Below are 20,227 nucleotides of genomic sequence, written 5' to 3'. Positions count from 1 at the left end.
CCGCGGTCACGCGCGATCTTGCGGAAGAAGAAGTCCTGCGCCTGGATGGCGGTGGTGCCCTCGTAGAGGGAGTCGATCTTCGCGTCGCGGATGTACTGCTCGATCGGGTAGTCCTGCAGGAAGCCGGAGCCACCGAAGGTCTGCAGCGAATCGGTCAGGTACTGGTAGGCGCGCTCGGAGCCGACACCCTTGACGATCGGGAGCAACAGATCGTTCACGCGCGCTGCCAGATGGGCGTCAGCACCGGAAACCTGCTCGGCCACAACCGCATCCTGATGCGCTGCTGTGTACATATACAGCGCGCGCAAGCCCTCGGCGTAGGCCTTTTGCAGTGCCAGGCTGCGACGAACCTCCGGGTGGTGGGTGATGGTGACGCGCGCCGCCGCCTTGTCGCTCATCTGAGTAAGATCGGCACCCTGGACACGGGTCTTGGCGTAGTCCAGGGCGTGCAAATAGCCGGTAGACAACGTGGCGATTGCCTTGGTGCCCACCATCATTCGAGCGTGCTCGATAACCTCGAACATCTGCGTGATGCCCTTGTGTACCTCTCCGACGAGCCAGCCCTTGGCCGGAACGCCGTGGCCACCGAATGTAACCTCACAGGTGGCGGAAGCCTTTAAACCCATCTTGCGCTCGACGTTGGTGACGAACACGCCGTTGCGCTCGCCTAGTTCACCGGTTTCGCGGTCGAAGTGGAACTTCGGCACGAAGAATAGCGACAGGCCCTTGGTGCCAGGCCCGGCGCCCTGGGGGCGGGCCAGCACGAGATGCATGATGTTCGGAAACAGATCGTCGGCATCAGCCGAGGTGATGAACCGCTTGATGCCCTCAACGTGCCAGGAGCCGTCTCCCTGCTGTACGGCCCTGGTGCGGCCGGCGCCCACATCCGAACCCGCATCGGGCTCTGTCAACACCATCGTCGCGCCCCAGCCGTGCTCGACTGCGATCTGTGCCCACTTCTTCTGTTCGTCGGTCGCGTTGTTGAAGAAGATATTGGCGAACTGTGCCCCTGCCATGCCGTAAAAGTACGCTGCAGGCTGGGCGCCCAGAATGAGTTCCGACAGCGCCCACAGCACCGCCGACGGCACATCGATCCCACCCAGTTCAGATGCGATACCGAGCTTTTCGCAGCCGCTGTCGGCCAAGCTGCGGTAGGCGCTCTTGAACGACTCAGGCAGCGTCACAGTGTGAGTCGTTGGGTCGAAAACCGGCGGATTGCGATCGGCATCGGCGAACGATTCACCCAGCGGGCCTTCCGCAAGACGGCGAACCTCGTTGATCATCTCCTTGACGGTGTCGATATCGAGATCGCCGAACGCATCTGTATCTAGAACCGAACCCAGACCCATAATCTCGAAGAGGTTGAACTCCAGGTCGCGAACATTGCTTCTGTAATGCCCCATTCCGAATTCCTTTCCCTGCTACACGGCTCGCAGAGGGGAGAGGCGATTCTCGCCGATCTGGTCGCGTAGGCCGGAATCGGTGACACCTAGGCCCTCCGAAGGCGCCAGGCACAGCACCCCGACCTTGCCGATATGCGCGTTCTCCTGGATTCCTCTCGCAGCTTGTCCGACTTCGTCGAGAGGGTAAACCTCAGACAGCATCGGTGAGATGCGACCCTGCTGAATCAGCCGGTTGACCTGCCACTGCTCATAGAGATTGGCACCGTGGCTTCCGATAATCTTCTTCATTCGCATCCATAGATAGCGGTTGTCGAAGTTGTGCTCGTATCCAGTGCTCGAACCGCACGTGACGATCGTGCCGCCGCGTGCCGCGACGAAGACCGAAATGCCGAATGTCTCCCGACCAACATGCTCGAAAACGATTCTGGGATCCTCTCCGATCTCCTGCCGGATCATCTTTCCCAATTTGCGTCCGGCCCGGACTGTGGCATCGGGATCGGCCGAGATCTCCCCGATTTCGCGTCTGTCGATTACCATTTCGCAGCCGAGTCGGCGGGCGATCGCTGCCTTTTTCTCCGAACTGACCACGCCGACCGGTATTCCTCCGCCGTTGCGAACGAATTGCACGGCATATCCGCCCAGACCACCGGCCGCGCCCCAGATGAGGACTACGTCACCCTGCCGCATACGTGCGCCGTGATCACCGACCAGCATGCGGTAGGCCGTCCCCGCGCACAGCGGGTTGCAGGCCGCCTCTTCCCAGCTCAGGTGGTCGGCCTTGCGTAGCAGCTGACTTGCCCGGGCGACGGCGTAGTGCGCCAAGCCTCCGAAGTTGGTTTCGAAGCCCCACGCCCGCTGCTCGGTTCCCATCATGCCGTCGTGGTGAGTCAGTGGCTCTTGGTCGTCGACGTGCGCGGTAGCGACCACCACATTGTCGCCCACCTTCCAGTTGCGGACACCAGAGCCGACGCGGACCACGACACCCGACGCATCCGAGCCAAGTACGTGGAACGGTCGATCGTGTCGTGAGGCCCATCCACCCTGCTTCCCGTAGTGCTGCAGAAAGTTGAACGTAGGAAGTGGTTCGAAGGTGGCCGACCAAACCGTGTTGTAGTTCATCGCCGCCGCCATGACGGCGATCAGGACCTCGTCTGGGGCTAGCTCCGGCATTTCCACCGGCCCTACATGAATGGATTTCCGCACGTCCTTATCAGTCATGCCGGAGAACATCTCAATGTCCTCGGCACGCACATGCGCGGCAGTGTATCGGGCGGGAACCGCAATACGCTCGAGCTCATCGGGAGATGCGCCCGACACGACAGCAGCAGACAAATCGTCCATTTTAGATCCTTACGTTGGCGGCGTCAGCCGGTGTCTATCAGTGCGATTCGCGGGCGGCGGCGGTGACTATTTCAACCAAAACCCCGCCGCAGTCGCGGGGATGGAGAAAGGTGGCACGCGATCCCATCGAGGCCGTCCGCGGCGGATCGAAGAGCACGGACATACCGCCGACAGTGAGCATCGCCGATGTCCGATCAACATCAGCGCAACCGAACGCGATGTGGTGCACACCTTCGCCGCGCACCTGCAGAAACTTTCCGACCGGTGAATCCGTCCGGGTCGGTGCGAGCAATTGGATGTAGGTTGCTCCACCATCGTCGGCGCCGTTCAGCCGGAGCATCGCCTCGACGACACCTTGGTCGTCGTTGCGCTCGCGGTGACACACCTCGAGATCGAAGGCATTGCGATAGAGGAGCACCGCCTGATCCAGGTCACGGCAGGCGATGCCGACATGGTCGAGTCGGGTGAACATGGTCATCGCGCCCTCAGTCCCGCGGACCAACCTGTGGTCAGCACTGCTTTGAGTACCCGTCCTTGTCCGACCGCTGTCATCGCGTCGGTGTACTCGTTGAGTGGGTAGGTAGTGACGAGCGCCGATAGATCGAAGCGGGACGCCAGCGCGGGCAGGATCCGGACATACTCGACCAGATGTGCTCCGGAGAAGGCCCACGAACCCATGACATCGAGCTGCTGGCGCACGATATGATGCGGGTTGATGGTGGTGGGTCCGGCATCGGTGTACTGACCGACGATCAGATACGCGCCCCCACGGCGGGCGAACCCGATGCCCTGCGCGATCGCTTCGGGCACTCCCGTGCACTCGATGACGAGATCCGCTCCCTCGGGCGCCAGTTCACCCACCTGCCGAGCAGTTGCCTCGGGACCTTGGTCGATGATGTCGATGTGATGGTCACCGATACCGCACTGTTTCGCCTTTTCGAGCCGCCCGGCCGGCCCACCGACGACGATCACCTGTCGAGCACCGGCGAGTTGGGCGAAGGCTGCGGCGGCAAGGCCGACGGGCCCACTGCCCTGCACGACCACGGTCTCGCCCAAACGGACAGGTCGTCGTTCGAATAGGGCGTGGACCATGGTTGGTCCTGCGCAGGCGAACGACATGGCGGTGAGGTCGTCGATCGTATCCGGCACCTTGACCACGACGGCCCCGGAATGTAGCCGAATGTACTCGGCCCAGGCACCGACAAGGGAGTCCTCCTCTAGCGCAGCACGATTGACGCCGTATGTGCGACGAATCTCGCATAGCGTGGGTTCCCGGTACTGTCGGCACGGTACGCAGGTGCCACAAGCGATCGATGAGGCCCACATGACTCGGTCACCTGCAGAGAGCGGTTCGCCCAGCGCGTCTTTCACGCTGCCGCCGACTTTGTTGACGATTCCCAGCCCCTCGTGCCCGAGGATCATCGGCAGCGGAATCGGTAGATGCCCTTGCTGCAGATGTAGATCCGTGCCGCACACTCCACCGTAGGTGCAGGCGATCAGCAGTTCGCCGGCGTCGGGTTCAGGGACGGTAAACTCCCGCAGCGATGGCTCGACACCGAAGGTCTCGAGAACGACGGCCCGCGCCCTCACTTCTCGCTCCCCACAGGCGATTCCAGCGGGCGCACATCGTCGCCGACCAGATAGCTGGCGCGCGGCTGTGGGGTCCGAGGAAGATTGGAACACTCGTTGTAGGTTGCGATGAGCAGGCGTCGCGGTAGCGGCGACATGTTGGGCGCCGAGCCGTGGACAACCTCCGGGGAGAACAGGATCAGCGAACCGGCCGGAGCCTGCACGCTTCGCATGCCGAATTTATCCACCGAATTGGCAATGTGCTGTGGCCGGAGGGCGATATTCTCCGGGTCGAGGTGCAGCTCGTCGGCCGACGAATCGTCACGGTTGTCACGGAGAATGCCAGCCCGGTGCGAGCCGGGTATGAAGGTCAACGGGCCGTTGAACTCGGTGGCCTCGTCCAGGAGGAGCGCAGCGTTGACGAGTCGGGGGGCAGGCAGTCGGTCGGCAATCTTCCACGCGGTGTAGTCCTGATGCCACGACACGCGGTCCCTGCCGAAGGCGGGCTTTACATTGATCTTGAACTGGTAGATGTAGACCTGCCCTCCCACGAGCGTACGTGCCGGGTGCAGCATCCGTGGTGAACGAATGAGTTCGGCGAATTCGTCGACGCGCTGGTTCGAGGCGTACAGAGCCGCCAGTGCGTTGGACTCCTCGTCGAGGATTCTATGCGGGCCGTCGGTGTCGTCGGAGTCCATGGCATCGAGAAGGAGAGCGACTTCATACTCGCTGAACACGGACTCCAGCACGAGAAATCCATCGGTTTTATAACTGTGGACATGTTGATCGGTCAGCTGCATTTCCAACAACCTTTGTTTCAGTTCTTTACACGTACGGGAAGGGATATCAATCCGTGGGTAATCGAGCTGGACTGCCACTGGAGCGTGTCGAGATCCGCAGCGGCGGAAATATCGGAGTAGTGGGCGAGCAGACTGGACACTGCAACCTGGGCCTCGCGGCGTGCAAGTGCCGCACCTGCGCAGCGGTGAATTCCGTACCCGAATGCGAGATGCCGATTGTCGGGCCGGTTCGGGTCCAGCTCGTCCGGTCGCTCGAATTTGCTTGGGTCACGGTTGGCGCTGGACAGGGACACCACGATCACCTGCCCTGCCTCGATCCTCTGCCCGCCGATCTGGATCGGCGCAGTCGTAAAGCGCGGTGGCGAGACATTTCCGGAGCTCTCGTGGCGCAGCATCTCTTCGATGAATGCTGGAACGAGGTCGGGGCTCGTACGTAGTTCTTTTATCAATAACGGCCGACGCAACAGCGTCAGTACGGAATTTCCGATGAGTGCTGCGGTCGTCTCCTGCCCACCGAGAAGCAGCGCGTTCACCATGGCGACCAGCTCCTGCCGGTCGAGACGCTCGCCGTCGTCGGACGGGCTCATCAGTTCGGAGAGGAAGTCGGTGGCGGGTCGTCCATCGCGAAGGTCCATCAGTCGGTAGACGTACGCCTCGAAACTGGCCGCGGCGGCGTACTTCTCGACAACGTCGGCGGCCGACAGCTGGGTCCGCAGCCAGCCCTGGAACTTCCCGCGGTCAGAGGGGTCGATGCCGATCAATTCGCACACGACGGTAACAGTGAAAGGATAGGCATAGTCTCGAAGAATGTCGAACTCGGTCGCCGCACCTATCGATTCGATAATGGATCCCGCGATAGCAGGGATCCTCGAATCGAACTCGCGGATCGCGCGTCCAGCGAGCGCCTTCATTGCTATTTTGCGCAGGCGCGTATGACGAGGTGGGTCGGAATACACGAGGTTGTTGTTCACTGGTGGGTCCAGTCGAAGAGGGATATTCGCGGCTTCCTGGGCCAACTCGCCGGCAGGTCCGTACAGATCCTTGCTAATGGTCGGGTCGCTGAGAACTTGCTTGGCTTGGTCATATCCGGTTACCATCCACGCCCGCAGCCCATTGGGCAGCTGGACGTTGTGTACTCGGCCGCGTTCGTTCAGAACGCGGTAGGTGGCCTGCGGGTCTTGGTAGAAATCAGCGGTCAGCTGATGAATCGAATCGGTGGTCATCGTTCGTCCTTGCGTAAATTGTCCGTTCGGGACCGCCGAAACATCAGCGTCCCCAGGAAGGTCAGAACTCCCATGACAGCGGCCACCTCGAAGGCCGATGTCACGCCGTCGACGAGAACCTGCTCAGGAGACGCAGCCACGTGTCTGGTCGAGCCTCCGAATACAGTGATCAGAACGGCCAATCCGACTGACGCGCCGGTTTGCTGAACCGTTTGCAGCGCCCCGCCCGCCACTCCGGCCAGATCCGACGGGATATCGGTCATGACGATGATGCTGAGCGGCATAAGGGTGAGCCCGGTGCCGCATCCCATCAACGTCACCGTCAGGAGCACCAGCGGGAAATACGAGGTTTCGGTCGACAATTGGGTCGGAAGTATCAGCCCGGCGATCAGTAGGAGCGCACCGACCATAGTGACTCGTCGGGGTCCGAAACGCTCCAGCACGTACGGGTTGATTCGCATGATCGCTAACATCAGCAAGGCCGTGGGAAGAAATGCGATTCCCGTGGCGAGGGGGCCCATGTCGAGGGCTTCCTGCAGATACAGGGTCATGAAGAAGAACATCGACATGCTGCCCATATAGCCGACGAATGCCGTGCTGTATGCGGCCGCGCGGTTGCGATCGGCGAACAGTCGCAGCGGCAACATTGGCTGTGCCGAATTGTGTTCTATGACAAGGAATATCACGGCCAGAATCGCGCCGAGTGACAATGCGCCACCGGCCGCGGGATCGTTCCAGCCGTGCGAGCCGGCACGGATGAATCCGTACACCAGCATGGCGACCCCGGCCGTAGCGGTCATCGCCCCGGGAAGATCCAACCGCCCTGGGTTCCTTGGTACGAACGGCAATCGTCGTAGCGTTGCGACGAGCGCGAACCCACCGAGCGGGCCGTTGATGAAGAGCACCGACCGCCAGGTCAGCCATTCGGTGAGCAGGCCACCGACGACCAACCCGAGTGTGAACCCTGCACCCGCCATTCCCGAATACAGAGCCAATGCCTTCATTCGGGCCTTGCGCTCGGTGAAGAGAGTCGCCAGCAGGGCAAGTGCGTTCGGCCCTGCGAGTGCCGCGCCGACGCCCTGTGTTACCCGGGCAACGATCAGGCAGACGGGTTCCTGCGCCAGTCCGCCGACCAGCGAAGCTATTGTGAACAGCGAGACGCCGACGATGAATACCCGATGTCGCCCAAGCAGGTCGCCGGCCCGTCCACCTAGCAGGAGCAGCCCGCCGAATACCAGCGTGTATGCATCAATCACCCACGACAGTCCGGTCGGGCTGAAATTCAGATCGGATTTGATCTGCGGGAGTGCGACGTTCATAACGGTCACATCGACGATGATCATCAACTGGCACACGAGCAGGCCCGCCAGGGTCAGAAATTCTCGGCGATTTGCAGATGAATTAGCCTGGAGTGCAATGGAATTAGACAAGACAACTCCGAACGTTCGCTCAGGAGACGGAAATGCGTAGCATTTTCCTAGGCGCCTCGGGGGAGTAGGCGGCCCTACCGTGAACTACGCGCAGATTGTCCATGATCAAGATCTGGCCAACCTTCCATCGGTGAAGGTAGGTGACTTCCGGTCGGCGGAACACAGCATCGAGTCGTTCGAACAAGGCGAGGCTCTGTTCTCTGGAGCAGCCGATCACCGCTGCGTGGAAATTTCGTGTCGGGTCTTCCGGATAGTCCACGCCCACGCAGAGCGAATCACCGCCTGTAACCGGGTCCACTTGAACTGGAGCGACGACCACAGGATTGCCTTCCGGCCGTTCTACATAGAACCCGGAGACATTCGACTGGTACTCGATCTCGATATCGCGCAACGTGGCGATGAGGTCGCTCGGGGCCGCGGCGAAGAAGGCGCAGCTGCTGGCGATCAGTGTCTCGCCTCCAGTCGGCGGAGCTTCCAAGCATTCCAGCCCGACGTAACGGACACTATTGGCATTGAGGAAACCGTCAACATGCATCGGGATCGCTCCGGTCCGAAACTGTGAATTGTTGGTCTCCGGTCGCTGCTCCTGGATCAACTTGTTGCCGTAGCGATACTCAACCGGCTTACCGAGCGGAGCCATAACGTCCTCCAGGGACAGGCGCACCTCGCCGTCAGGTTCGAGCACTACGAATCCGTACTTTTCCAGCTTGTCACGGTATGGGGATTGTGGCCGACGGTCGCAGCGTGCGCGATCGGCCAGGGTTCTCATGTCGGTAGTCGGCTCCACAGCAATGTCCTTTGTCGAATGGAGAAACGTGTCACTCGGCCCGGTGAGCGATACCTACGGTGTATTCGGCGTAAGCCGTTGCAACGGGCCCAAATTGGAGCGCTGCATGCGACCCCGCAGTGTGGACATCGCGCCACAAACGCTGTAACGGGGCACTCGCACTGTGCCCGTCCGAGCCCGATGCGCGGAAGAGCCGATCGACGGCATCGACTAAAAGCTCTGCGGCGTAGGCACAGTCGCGTCGGTTACGCGCAACCTCCGCCCAGCCGACGGTCGGCGCTGAGTCGGCCACGCACGCGACTCGACCGAGAATCAGAGCCGCCGCGTCGATCTCACTCGCCGCGCGGGTGAACAACGGCGCGGCGTAGGTGAGATCCCGCGCCGCGGGCAGTTGTCGCCAGAGCTGTAGGGCGCCGCGGGCCGCACCCAGTATCGGCACACAGAACGCCAAGGAGTTGACGGCCAGTATGGGGACCGCCCGCCCATCTGGACCCATTGGTGGAGAGAGGATCTCGGTAAGCGCGCTCGAGGAGAAGGTCAGCGCCGTCGGAACGAACAGTCGCTCGGCGACTACGGTATGGCTGCCCGTCGCCCGCATGCCGGCGTTGTGCCATGTTCGTTCGACATGGATATCCGACTGGGGCACCAGGAATATCCGTCCGGGACGCTCGGCGTTGGTATCGGCGATAGCGGCCAGAAGTACCCAGTCCGCGCATTCGGAGGCCGACACGGTCGGCCACACTCCCGACAGCAGCCAGCCGTCGTCGACAGGGGTTGCGATACCCTTGGGAAGTACGCCACCGGCTATGAGCACATCGGGTCCGTCGCCCCACAGGCGTCGTTGTCCTTCGACCGGTAGCGAACAGGCCGCCCGTGCCATGAGTGCGGCCAGGGCAGCACACCACGCTGTGGCCGGGCACTGGGTGCCGATGGCGGCGGCTGCTCTGGCCAGTGCGGTGAACGATCCGCCGGCGCCCCCGAATTCGGGCGGCGCGAAATGGCGTGCGAAGCCCGCGTCGACCACAGCGCTGATCACGGCAGGGTCCAGGGTCCGTGCCGCCTCGGCCAGTTCGGCCTTGTCGGCGGCCAGTTCTGCGACGTCAGTGGCGCGCGCGGTCAGTCTCGCGTCGTGGTCTTCTTCGAGTGTCGTCATATGCCCACCCTCCGCGTCACGCATCCGACGATTTCCTCAGTGAGACGAACGACGGTCACCGGTTCCCGAAAGAATCCGGCGGCATCGAATTCGATGTCGTATCGCTCCTCGAGTGCGCTCAGTACCCGAACCAGATTCACCGAGTTGACCCCGGCGGTGATCAGATCTGCGGCGAATTCTTCGGGAGAGATCCGGTAGCCGCTCGCGCTGAGCTCGTCGGCGATCACCTGTTTGATATCAGCTTCATTCATCGAAAAGTACCTCGATCTCATTCCGGATGCGCTGGGCATTTCCCTCGCCGAACACGTCGAAATGCCCGCCACTCAGCACAATGCTTCGTCGCAGGTCCGCGGCCCGACTCCACGCCTGTGGGTCCAGCTCTGCTGGATGCTCCGCGGCTCGCAGTTCGACCACCGGGGGCATGATCGCGTGGGGCTGCCAATCGCGCAGTGACAACATGTTTTGTTGATAGACCTCGAACCTGCTTCGCAGGCCAGGGTCGGTGGCCACATCCGCCTCGTGGGCGGCCACACCGCCCGCCTGGCGCACATCATCCACAAATCCCGCCAGCAAGGCCGACTCGCGAATGTCGCACCCTCGCGCGGCCATCGACACGGGGGTGTCGATCACCACGATTCCTCGCACCGGGTGCGGAGCTGCACACGCGGTCTCGACGGCGAGCGCTCCGCCGAACGACCACCCTGCAAAAACGGTGGGAACTTTCGAGCCGGCGTCATCCGATTCGAGTTCGCGCAGGCAGGCGGCGGCAAGATCGACCATCGAAGGGTGATCGTCGAGGGGATGATCGAACCCGACCACGCGCACATCCAGATCGCTTGCCAAAGTGCGGATTAGCTGGGAATAGCACGAGACGCCGCCACCGACGGGTGGAAAGAAGATCACCCGCCCACGTGGACGCGTCACCTTCCGGGGCGCGAAACTCCACACCGCCGATTCACCCGGAGGGCGGGTATCCGCACACAGCGCGGCCAATCCTGGCAGCGTGGGATCGCTAATAAACCGCCCGAAGGGAATGTCGTGACCCAGTTTCGTCCGCAGCAACGACAGCAGCCGAATGGCATCCAGCGAGCCGCCGCCGGATTCGAAGAAGCCGCTCCGCCCTGGCGCATGGCCCAGAACCTCGGTCCAGCACGCAGCCACCTCCTGCGCGTGCAGGCTGGTGTCGGTCGGTTCGCCTATACCGGTGGTCGGGGGTGCGGCGTCACGCAGCCGCCGGTGATCAACTTTTCCATTATCTGTTAGCGGTAGTTCATCTACTGAGACGAGAGCATAGGGAACCATATAGCTGGGTAATTCGTCCCGCAGGAGGGCCATGGCCTGCGTCATCCAGGTAGGCGGAGCGTGCTCAGACACGACGACATATGCGGCGACACCGCCACCGTCGTCGCTGACGCAGACCGCGCTGCGCCGGATGTACTCAATGGCGTTGAGTGCGAATTCGATCTCGCCCAGCTCGATGCGGTGCCCGTTGACCTTCACCTGACTGTCCACGCGGCCCAGGAATTCGATAACGCCGTTGCGGTCGCGCCGACCGCGGTCACCGGTCCGGTAGATCCACCCGTACTCGGGATCGTCGCTGAACGCATCTGCGGTCCGCTCGGGATCGTCGAAGTAGCCGTCGGCTACACCGCGGCCTGCGATATAGATGTCGCCCACCTGCCAGTTTGCGCACACTCGACGCTGGTCGTCCAACACCAGAATGTCCTGCCCGGGCAGCGACGTTCCGTACGGAATCGAGCGGCCGAGGCAGTCGCCCGGGGCGATGCGGTGGTAGATCGACCAGATCGAACCCTCCGTCGCACCGCCGAGACTGATCACATCAGAGTTGGGTGAGATCCGCTTCAGGTCGCCGGGCAACTGCAGGGGAATCCAATCCCCGCTGAGCATGTAGAGGCGCACTGATGGGAGCGCCACGCCTTCCTCTGAGAGCAGCGCGGCCAGCGCGGGGGCCGAATTCCACACCGTTACATCGTGTTCAGTCAGAATTCGGGTCCATGACGCGGGAGCTCGGGCGGTGTCTTCCGACAGTGTCACGACGGTCGCGCCGACTAGTAGAGGGCCGAAAATGTCGTAGATCGACAGGTCGAATCCAATGGACGACACCGCAACAACAGAATCCGAACGTTTCAACCCGACCAGATCGTTGACCGCCTCGATCGTGTTCAGCACTGCCGCGTGCCGGATCACGACACCCTTCGGCTCGCCGGTTGAACCGGAGGTGAAGATCACGTATGCCACTTCTGTCGAGCCACGCTGCCGCACAGGATGGTTCGACTGCGGAGGCATCCCGCCATGCACGGTCATCGTTTTGACACCGCGCCGCCGCCACTCGTCGACCGCGCCGTCGTCGCCGTCGGTCACGACGAAGCGCAGACCCAGCTGGCGGGTTATGCGGTCGAGTCGACCCCCGGGTAGCGCGGCGTCGAGTGGCACAAACACGCAACCCGCCAGTAGTGCTCCGAGTACCGCCACCACCTGGCCGCGCCCGCGCGTCAGGTGGATTCCGACATGGTCGCCGATAGCGGCCCCTGCGGTTACGAGCCGGTTCGCGACGTCCGCAGCGGCTTGGGTCAGTTCGGCGTAGCTGAGAACACCGTCGGCGTCGCGCACCGCAGACACGTTGGGCATGCGCTCGGCGATGGATAGCACCCGGCGACTCAGTGTGTCGTGTGCCCCGGACACTGTCCGTCGCGCCGGACGAACCCAGAAATGGTCATCGGTCGCCAGTCGCCGCGTAACCCGAATGTACTGCTCGATGACGTCGTCGACGAATTCGGAATCGAATGCTTCTGTGCGCCAGTCGAAACCAAGAAGTATCGAGCTGTCGGAGTCAACACCGACTTGATGGTCGAGCAGTACCTGCGGCACACGCATCTGGATGCTGTCCCAGTCCCGCCGCAACCCCAGCGCCCGTTCCCGCTCGCTGTCGAGTTCTACTGCGGTGAATGCGAAAGGGTGGGCTAGGCGCCGCTGATCGGCGGAGGGGTCTGTAAGCCGCGCGATGTCGATCCCGCTGAGCGACGAGTGTAGTGAATGCTCCAGATAGCAGGACTGCACGTCGCGGGCGACGGTTACGAAATCACGGCCATCGATCGCCGGAATCAGCAGTGGCACAGTACTTCCGAAGTTCCCGATCGCCGAGCCGCCGTTTTGAGGCTGGCGTTGGGGCTGGACCAGTGTGATGGTGTGGGCCCGGCCCCCACTCATCGAACCGAGCAGCATCCCGTACACGGCGAGGAACATCATCGGCAGGGTGAGCCCGTGGCCACGTGCCTTTGTGGCCAACGCCTTTCCTGTATGGGAGTCGATCCGCACGATACGGTGCATCACGGTGTAGCCGGCGTGCCGCCACCCCGGCCGCAATGGCAACTCGGCTGCCTCTGGAAGAGTCGGTGCGACTGCGCGCCAATATTTTTCGTCGCGTGCGCGTGGGACATCGGTTGGTGCAGGGGCGATGGTCTCGGATTCGTCGCACAGGTCGTCTGATACCAGGTTGGCCAGAAAGCGTGCCAGCCCAACCCCATCCATCAACCACATGGCATAGACGATGTGCAGCCTGGCCCGGTCGGTGGCGCGGACCACGGTGATCCGCATCTGCGGCCAGTCCTCAAACTCCAGACTGTGGTCGCGGAATTCGGCGGCAACCGTGGCGTCGACGGTGTCGAAGGTGTCCGCGGTGGTGTCGAGGACCGAGACAGTGAGCGTGGCATTCTCGGCCACCGGGCTCGGGGTCAGGTCATCGCCGATACGGGTGCGCAAGATCGGATGGGCGCCGATCAGACGATCGGCACGCTGCTGCAGACTCTCAACGAGGCCGACGTCCAAATCGCAGGCCAGGTAGTACCGGGCTGGACTGCGTAGTTCGAGTCCATCCTGGTCGCCGACCAGGTACGCGCGCTGAATCGGACCGAGAACGATATCGGAGGGCGAAGTGACCCCTGCGAATTCAGACATGGATAGTCTCCTGTCCCGCATCGATCACTCGCAGAAGGATGCGGTGCACGTTGTGGATGATCTCGGCCCCGCCGATCCCCCGGCGGTAGTAGTACGTCATAACCATGTCCGGGCCGGACATCTGGAGTTCTCCCTGGAGCTGGTAGCGCAGCGACCGTCCCAACGACCGCGGCCGCCAGGATCCGAGGTCGCGAATCCGCCCACCACGCGGCACGGGGCGCTGATTGAACAGGACAGTAGACAGCGGGAAGTCGTCCGTGGCGGGCAGATCGAGGTCGGCAATGCGCTGGTCGAACTCCCAGTCCCCGTGGTCGGTCCCAGCAGCCAGCTGGTCGGCCAAAGCAGTGACCGCCTCAGGAAATGCCGCTGAACCGGTTCCCCGCACGACGAGGGTGCCGGTGAACATGCCAACCACAGACGAATCCAAGCCGGCCCGATGCTGACTGGCGACGATGATCGGTACCTGCTCGATGCCGAAGGCGGTGCCGACAGCGGCCTCGAAGGCGGCGAGTACCACTGTGAATGCGGACACACCCAGTGCTTTCGCGACTCGGTGGATTCCGCGGGTGTGGAGCACCCCAAACGGCAAGGACAGCAATTCACCGGATGCTCCGTCCCTGTCCTCCGACTCGGGCAGGTGTATCTGGTCGACACCGGCAAGGAGGTGCTGCCAATAGGCTGCGGCCGCACCGCGGCGGTCCGATCGCGCAGTCGCCAAGCAGTACGCGCGGTAAGAGCCCGAACCGGTGACCGTATTGCGCGGCCCTCCGGAGACGGCCGCGTGCAGATCGGCCGCCAGTACATCCATCCCCGGGCCGTCCACGAACAGGTGGTGCGCAGCAACGATCGCCGAGCATCCATCAGTCCCTCGCACCAGGACAACCCGTAGTGGTGGGGGCGAGGTGGGATCGATCAGCTCGGCCACCAGCGTGGCACGGGCGGACTCGACACCATCGTGAAACTCCGATGTGGACGTCTTTGCCGCCAGATCAATCACGCCGACTGAGGCCATCAAATTCGCTGCTGGAGTGTAGGTTTGGCGCTGCCAGTTGTCGTCGAGTGCAAGTCCGAGGACGTCGTGCCGCTCGAAGAGCATGCGCAGCGCGCCTTCGATCGACTCGCCGGTCAACGGTTGACTGAACCGTATCTCCCGAGATAGGTTGCACCAGTTTGCATTACCGCGCGCCATGCAGATCCGCATATACGCGACCTGGCGGGTCGCCAGCGGGTAGTCATTGGTGGGTTCGGCCTCAACTTCGACGGTCCGTTCTACTGGAGTCGTCGCGCAGTCGCTTCGCCGCAGATAGATTTCGTCGGCCAGTCCACGAGTGTTGCGCAGGCCAAATCCTACGTGTGCCGTGAGCCGGATCCCGTATGCGCGGTTGATCCTCGCGACGATATCGAGCATGTCGAGGGAGGTCACTCCGGCCTCGACGAAGCTGGTGTCGACGTCATCCAGCCGCAGCATGGCGCACAGCTGCTGCTCGATCTCGGGTCGGCTGTGCGTAGTCGTTGTCGTTTCGGTCAGCGGGGTCTGAGTGACATTGTGGCGCAGAGAGGCCAGCAAGGCGCGGCGGTCGACCTTGCCATTGCGTAGCACGGGAAGAGCCGACAGGAGGTGAAGGGCGAATCGCGGCAGGCCGAAACGCCTGCCGAGCGCATGGATGGTGTCATGGAGGTCGTTGTCATCGTCGGCGCGGTCTATGGCAACGAAGACTTGCGGGCCATCCTGGTCGTCCACCACGCACTGCAGGGCGTCCTGCAGATCCTCGACGGCATCAACAAACTGGTGGAATGATATTCGCCGGCCACCGTACTTGATGTCGTTGCCCACACGGCCCACAACGACCAGCTCGCCGTCATCGGTGAGGTATCCGAGGTCGCCGGTCGGCAGCGGATTCGGAATCGACACGATCCTGTGAGGTCCACTAGATTCGGCGCCCAGCAAGCCGAGCGCGGGCGACTCAACAGTCAGAAACACCTCACCGACCCCGGAGCCGTCGTCGGCCACCGCCACCTCGATCCCCGGCCGTGGAACACCCACCGGTACGGGTTGGTGTTGAGAGTCTTGTGCGTTTCTGCGGTACAGCTGGGCGAGTGTGGCTTCGGTCTGTCCGTACAGGTTCACGATTTCGGCGTTCGGTGCCAGCGTCGACAATTGCTGCACGACCCGTCTGCTCAACACCTCGCCTGCACAGAAAATCAGGCGGAGGCCGGTGAGTACGGTTCTCGCCAACCTCGGTTCGGCGGCCAGCCTTGTTGCTACGGACGGCACCAGAAACACTACCGTCGGCCTTGTGTCGATCAGGTGGTCAGCGAGGCTCGACAGATCTGACTGTGCGTCTACGGGGGGTAGCGCCAGCGTGCCGCCGACGCCGAGTACGCCGAGCAGCTCACGCAATGAGGGATCGAAGTTTACTCTGGTCAAGGCTGCGCAACGGTCGGTGTGGGTGAGGCCGAACTCCTTACCGAACCACATGAGGAAGTCGCGCAGTCCGCGCTGGCTGCCGACAATGGCCTTGGGTTCGCCGGTAGACCCCGAGGTCGGGATCACATAGCTCGCATCGGGATCAGTGAAAGTGCGTGCGGCCTTCGCGGGTTCGAGTGCGGAGTCGACCACGATCGCGCCGGTGCCCGATTCGATGACGATCTCGACTGCACCCGGTGCCGCTCCAATGTATTGGTCGACTGTGGTCACGTCGGTGCTGATTACCACCGCCGGGGCCATTCGCTGCTCCAGCCAGGAGTACCGATCGGCGGTCGATCCGGCGTCGACCGGCACTGGCACGGCTCCTACTCGCCATGCCGCCAGCAACCCTACGAGGTAGGCCGGACACAGGGGTCCCATGACGAGAACGCCTGCGCGCGGAGGCACGAGTGCGGTGAGTCGATGGGCCAGGGCTGCGACGGTGTTTTCGAGATCGGCATAGGTCAGGCGGTGATCACCCCATTCGACGGCGATATCGGCGGGAGATCCGCTGATGAAGTCCCGGTCCGCCCTGGATCCTCCGACAACTCGTCGGACCGTTTTGTAGTCGGTTTTGCCGACCGCGGTCCGAGGCACAGCGTCGGCAAACAGATATAGCTGCGGCAGTTGATACGGGCGCAGTTGTCGTGCGACCCGTCGGCGAATCGCCTCGGCTTCTCGGGGGCCGTCCGCGACGATCAATGCTGCGACCTGCTCACCGCCGGTGCCGTCGTCTACCCCGACCACCGCGCAGTCAGCGACTCCCTCGCAAGCACGCAGTGCGTTCTCGACCTCGATTGGCGCGACCTTGTTTCCGGTCACATTGATGAAGGTGGATTTTCGGCCTCGCACCGACCAACCGCGCGGCTCCACCCCGACCAAGTCATGAGTACGCAGCCAACCGTCGGCAAATGTTGCCTGCTCAGCGTCAGGATCGCGGTAGTACCCGCGGGCGAGTGACGGGCCACGCACGAGGAGTTCGAACGCTGGCGTGCTGTCACATTCGTCTGGCTCCAGCCGAATCTCGATGTCCGGCAACGGAAGTCCGATCATGCCGGGTCCAGCGTAGTCGGCGTCCCAGGCGATGATGCCGATCTCGCCGAGACCGTACCCCTGCCGCAGTGGCAGGTCGAATCGCTCGATGAACCGCGCCTGCGTATCGGCGGAAATGGGCGCGCTGCCTGTCAGGGCCAGGCGCAGCGACGACAGCATCGAAGCACCCACACCTTGCGCCCCGACGAGCATCTGATACATCACAGGCAGCCCGCTGACGATCGTCACCGCATGGTCGTGGATCGCCCGCGCCAATCCGCGGGCCGTCAAGTGCGACCCACGGGTGAACACGACCGTCGCACCGGATAGAAGGGTGGGCAGGGTCAGGACGTCGATCCCGTGCCCGTGCCACAGGGGGAGGGCGCACAGCACGACGTCCGTCGGCCGCAACGCGCTCTCATGGCGCCAGGACTGCACGCGGGCGGCGACCGCCGCCTGGGTCATCACGATGCCTTTAGGCTCACCGGTCGATCCCGAAGTGCAGTGCACGACGAAGTCGCTCGAATGGTAGGCGTGTGCTCTGCGCCCCTCGGCGCCAACCTCCTCGACCCGAATTGACCCGGATCCGGTGTCACCGTCGCGGAGGAGGAAATCCACATCGAATTTTGCGGTCGAGCGCTCCAGATCGGTCGGGATCGACCGGCCGTCGAGCAGCACGATCACCAGATCGCGATCGGCCGCCGCGAAATATGTGGCGACGAATCCGAGTGGATCGTCTACTGCCAGCCCAAATACCCGACCGGAGTACGCGGCCATATCGAGGGATTCGGCAATAGTGTCCACCGTCTCGAGTAGTCGACTGTAGGAGGTGACGGCACCGTCGAAACCGACGAGCGCCGGCGCGTCGGGCTGCTGCACGGCGATATGACGTAGGTTGGAATACAACGACATCAATTCGCGCCGACCGCTTTCTCGTCGGAAGCACCGAGAATGCGGCTGAAATGCTTGTGCATGGCTTTCTCCCGAAACGCCTCGCGATGGACTGCCTGCGAGCGCGGAAGGGTGCGCTGCAAGGCGGTCCGCATGGGCTCGGTGAGAACTCTCTTAGTTCCGGAGAACGCAACGCGCGGATACCTGCCGAGCCGCTGGGCTCGGGCCACGGCCCGGGCGCTCAGGAACTCCGGCTCGCATACCTCGTCGACCATTGCATACCGTAGCGCGGCCTCGGGACCGATGGGCTGACACGACATGATCACATGGCGCGATACGTCGTAGCCGCAGGCAGTCGCCAGAACGGTCCCGCCGACTGAGGCACCGATTCCGTGCTCCAGTTCAGGCATGATGAAGTCGGCACGGGAGGACATGATCTTCCAGTCGAACATCATCGCCAGCTGGAATCCGAGGCCGATGGCGTGGTGGTCCACTGCAGCGACTGCCGGTTTTCCGCAGTTCAGCACCGCCAGATAGAGGTCGGTGCACCAGCCGATGGTTTCATTGACAACGTCGTCGTTCAACAGCATTTGAGCTTCGTTGAAGTCGCCCCCGGCGCTGAAGCAGCGATCGCGCCCACCGGTGACGACGACCGCGGTAACCTCGTCGTCACGATCGGCGTCGGCGAGGGCACTCATCAAGTCCGCAGCGGTCTGTTTACCGATCGGATTTGTATATTTCTCGTGCGCCAACGTCAGTACGCGCACGCCCGCTACATCAGCGATCTCGATTCGCTTCACAACGAAACCCCTAAAGTGTCAATTGCTTCGGCTCGGTAGGCGGCGATCGCTGCCTCGAGACAGTCGTCAGAGTGAATCGGCCCGGTCGGGGATTCGAGGAGCGCTTCCACCAGTCGGGACTCGATCAGCCCGTAGAACCGTTCGGTGTCGACCTGCTCGGCACCAATCAGGCGTGCTACGGCCCCATCGAGGTTCCGTTCGACACCGCTGCCGTGATGCAGTGCCTGCTTGGGGCGCCATGCGACGCTGTCGGGGAGTAGCTGCTCGGCTGCCAGGCGCATGTGTCCTTTCTCCCTGTCCCGATACCGCATGACCTCGGGCGCGGTATCCAGGGCGGCCTGAATGACCGAGGCGTTCCAGTACATGTGCCGCAGCGAATATCCGTGGGCAGCAGCCCCGACGCCGGTGAGTTCAGAACTCGATGCCGCTTCCGATAGCCTTTCGGCGACCGCCTTTTGCATATCTGCCACCGGGCCCGATCCGACGCGGTGGCCCGAATTGATGAGGTCCGCGCCCACGCCGGTCAGGATGGTGCCGGCGGGGATCGTGCCCTGCCGATAGACCGCCACGAGATTTACACCCGCCGCAATGGCCTCGCGGTCAGTCGTCCCGAGCATCCGAATCGTTTCAGGCAGGGCACGCAGAATGTCGTCCTCGGACAACGCGATCCTCTGCACTGGAATATCCAGATGCGCGCCTAGTTCGTCCGCCCCCGCGTACTCGTCTCCCCATGGTGTGCCGAGACTAGCCATGTGGTCGACCATTCCCGCCTCCTGTGCCAGGACGGCGACCAGACCGGAATCCACCCCTCCGGAAACCACGACTGTGGTCGGACGCGGTCGACCGACTGCCGTGATCTCGCGGCGCAAAGCGGCGATCTGTCGGGCTCCGGCCTCGTGTGCGGTCTCGCCGACGATCAGTGAGGGCGTCCAGCGCTCTGTCACCGTGTCGTCGACGATGAGGTGGTCGTGGGTCGCGGCCGGGGAGAACGTCAAAGTCCTCCCCGCACCAATGGGGTGGAGGGTGTGATCGGCGCGCGAACGGGTTGACTTAGCGATGCGCGCGAGCAGACCTACCCGATCGGTTCCGACGAGAAAGCGGTCAGAACCGGGACTTCCCCAGTAGTAGAGCGTCGTAGGATTCAGCCGACTCGTGCGGACTACGACCGCGTGGTTGTCCCACTCGATCGTGCTGCAGCTATCGATACCGCCTGCGGGCAACGGCCAATTTCGGCCGAACTTCTCGACCGTTAGAATCCCAGTCTCCGCAGCCGCAGAGCCTTTGTCATCGGTGATCTCGAGTCCGAACTGGGTGCTCCTGACTTCCAGGGCCACCGAGGGGTAGTTTGTCATTTCA

The 20,227-nt window shown here is 62.8% G+C and carries 14 protein-coding genes; all 14 read right to left on the bottom strand.

Annotated features, from left to right (window positions below; all coding sequences use genetic code 11):
* Positions 1-1,403 (bottom strand): acyl-CoA dehydrogenase family protein (locus NS1_RS27670; RefSeq protein WP_062989124.1); only part of this gene is annotated, 1,403 nt, incomplete at its 3' end.
* A gap of 18 nt (positions 1,404-1,421) precedes the next feature.
* Positions 1,422-2,744 carry a crotonyl-CoA carboxylase/reductase gene (ccrA, locus tag NS1_RS27665; protein WP_062989122.1) on the bottom strand — a complete coding sequence of 441 codons (1,323 nt, stop codon included), beginning with the start codon at positions 2,742-2,744 and terminating at the stop codon, positions 1,422-1,424.
* A 37-nt stretch (positions 2,745-2,781) separates the two neighbouring features.
* Positions 2,782-3,222, bottom strand: a complete 441-nt coding sequence (gene mce, locus NS1_RS27660) for a methylmalonyl-CoA epimerase (RefSeq protein WP_218019979.1) — start codon at positions 3,220-3,222, stop codon at positions 2,782-2,784.
* On the bottom strand, positions 3,219-4,334 hold the full coding sequence (locus NS1_RS27655; RefSeq protein WP_255284715.1) for a zinc-binding dehydrogenase: 1,116 nt from the start codon (positions 4,332-4,334) through the stop codon (positions 3,219-3,221). Before NS1_RS27655 ends, mce begins: the two co-directional genes overlap by 4 nt.
* Entirely contained in the window at positions 4,331-5,113 is a 783-nt protein-coding gene (locus tag NS1_RS27650) for a phytanoyl-CoA dioxygenase family protein (RefSeq protein ID WP_062989120.1), read from the bottom strand. The genes NS1_RS27655 and NS1_RS27650 overlap by 4 nt, the downstream gene beginning before the upstream one ends.
* Before the next feature lie 17 nt (positions 5,114-5,130).
* The gene (locus tag NS1_RS27645; RefSeq protein WP_062989118.1) at positions 5,131-6,336 is read right to left on the bottom strand and encodes a cytochrome P450 family protein; all 1,206 of its coding nucleotides are present in this window, start codon (positions 6,334-6,336) and stop codon (positions 5,131-5,133) included.
* Positions 6,333-7,766: an MFS transporter gene (locus NS1_RS27640; RefSeq protein WP_084504515.1), complete on the bottom strand. Its 1,434-nt coding sequence runs from the start codon at positions 7,764-7,766 to the stop codon at positions 6,333-6,335. The genes NS1_RS27645 and NS1_RS27640 overlap by 4 nt, the downstream gene beginning before the upstream one ends.
* Positions 7,767-7,785: 19 nt before the next feature.
* The gene (locus NS1_RS27635; RefSeq protein ID WP_157125412.1) at positions 7,786-8,553 is read right to left on the bottom strand and encodes a TauD/TfdA family dioxygenase; all 768 of its coding nucleotides are present in this window, start codon (positions 8,551-8,553) and stop codon (positions 7,786-7,788) included.
* A gap of 31 nt (positions 8,554-8,584) precedes the next feature.
* Complete coding sequence (locus NS1_RS27630; protein WP_062989114.1) at positions 8,585-9,706, bottom strand: acyl-CoA dehydrogenase family protein; 1,122 nt, start codon at positions 9,704-9,706, stop codon at positions 8,585-8,587.
* Complete coding sequence (locus NS1_RS27625; protein ID WP_062989112.1) at positions 9,703-9,957, bottom strand: acyl carrier protein; 255 nt, start codon at positions 9,955-9,957, stop codon at positions 9,703-9,705. Before NS1_RS27625 ends, NS1_RS27630 begins: the two co-directional genes overlap by 4 nt.
* Positions 9,950-13,681: a non-ribosomal peptide synthetase gene (locus tag NS1_RS27620; protein WP_062989110.1), complete on the bottom strand. Its 3,732-nt coding sequence runs from the start codon at positions 13,679-13,681 to the stop codon at positions 9,950-9,952. The genes NS1_RS27625 and NS1_RS27620 overlap by 8 nt, the downstream gene beginning before the upstream one ends.
* A complete protein-coding gene (locus NS1_RS27615; RefSeq protein WP_062989108.1) occupies positions 13,674-18,092 on the bottom strand; it encodes an AMP-binding protein in 4,419 nt (1,472 codons plus the stop codon). The genes NS1_RS27620 and NS1_RS27615 overlap by 8 nt, the downstream gene beginning before the upstream one ends.
* Positions 18,092-18,871 (bottom strand): enoyl-CoA hydratase/isomerase family protein, encoded by a 780-nt coding sequence (locus NS1_RS27610; protein ID WP_062989106.1) that lies wholly within the window; start codon positions 18,869-18,871, stop codon positions 18,092-18,094. Before NS1_RS27610 ends, NS1_RS27615 begins: the two co-directional genes overlap by 1 nt.
* Positions 18,868-20,223: an asparagine synthase C-terminal domain-containing protein gene (locus NS1_RS27605; protein ID WP_169812843.1), complete on the bottom strand. Its 1,356-nt coding sequence runs from the start codon at positions 20,221-20,223 to the stop codon at positions 18,868-18,870. Before NS1_RS27605 ends, NS1_RS27610 begins: the two co-directional genes overlap by 4 nt.
* Positions 20,224-20,227 lie beyond the last annotated feature (4 nt).

The organism is Nocardia salmonicida NBRC 13393 (assembly GCF_001613085.1).
GTDB lineage: Bacteria > Actinomycetota > Actinomycetes > Mycobacteriales > Mycobacteriaceae > Nocardia > Nocardia salmonicida.
Note: the sequence above shows the minus strand (reverse complement) of the source record. Positions and strands in the feature narration are given on the sequence as shown.

Bases quoted from the DNA above. Each gene is read 5' to 3' on its own strand.
- ccrA (WP_062989122.1), bottom strand. From the start codon at position 2,744: ATGGACGATTTGTCTGCTGCTGTCGTGTCGGGCGCATCTCCCGATGAG.
- mce (WP_218019979.1), bottom strand. From the start codon at position 3,222: ATGACCATGTTCACCCGACTCGACCATGTCGGCATCGCCTGCCGTGAC.
- NS1_RS27650 (WP_062989120.1), bottom strand. From the start codon at position 5,113: ATGCAGCTGACCGATCAACATGTCCACAGTTATAAAACCGATGGATTT.
- NS1_RS27645 (WP_062989118.1), bottom strand. From the start codon at position 6,336: ATGACCACCGATTCGATTCATCAGCTGACCGCTGATTTCTACCAAGAC.
- NS1_RS27630 (WP_062989114.1), bottom strand. From the start codon at position 9,706: ATGACGACACTCGAAGAAGACCACGACGCGAGACTGACCGCGCGCGCC.
- NS1_RS27625 (WP_062989112.1), bottom strand. From the start codon at position 9,957: ATGAATGAAGCTGATATCAAACAGGTGATCGCCGACGAGCTCAGCGCG.
- NS1_RS27620 (WP_062989110.1), bottom strand. From the start codon at position 13,681: ATGTCTGAATTCGCAGGGGTCACTTCGCCCTCCGATATCGTTCTCGGT.
- NS1_RS27615 (WP_062989108.1), bottom strand. From the start codon at position 18,092: ATGTCGTTGTATTCCAACCTACGTCATATCGCCGTGCAGCAGCCCGAC.
- NS1_RS27605 (WP_169812843.1), bottom strand. From the start codon at position 20,223: ATGACAAACTACCCCTCGGTGGCCCTGGAAGTCAGGAGCACCCAGTTC.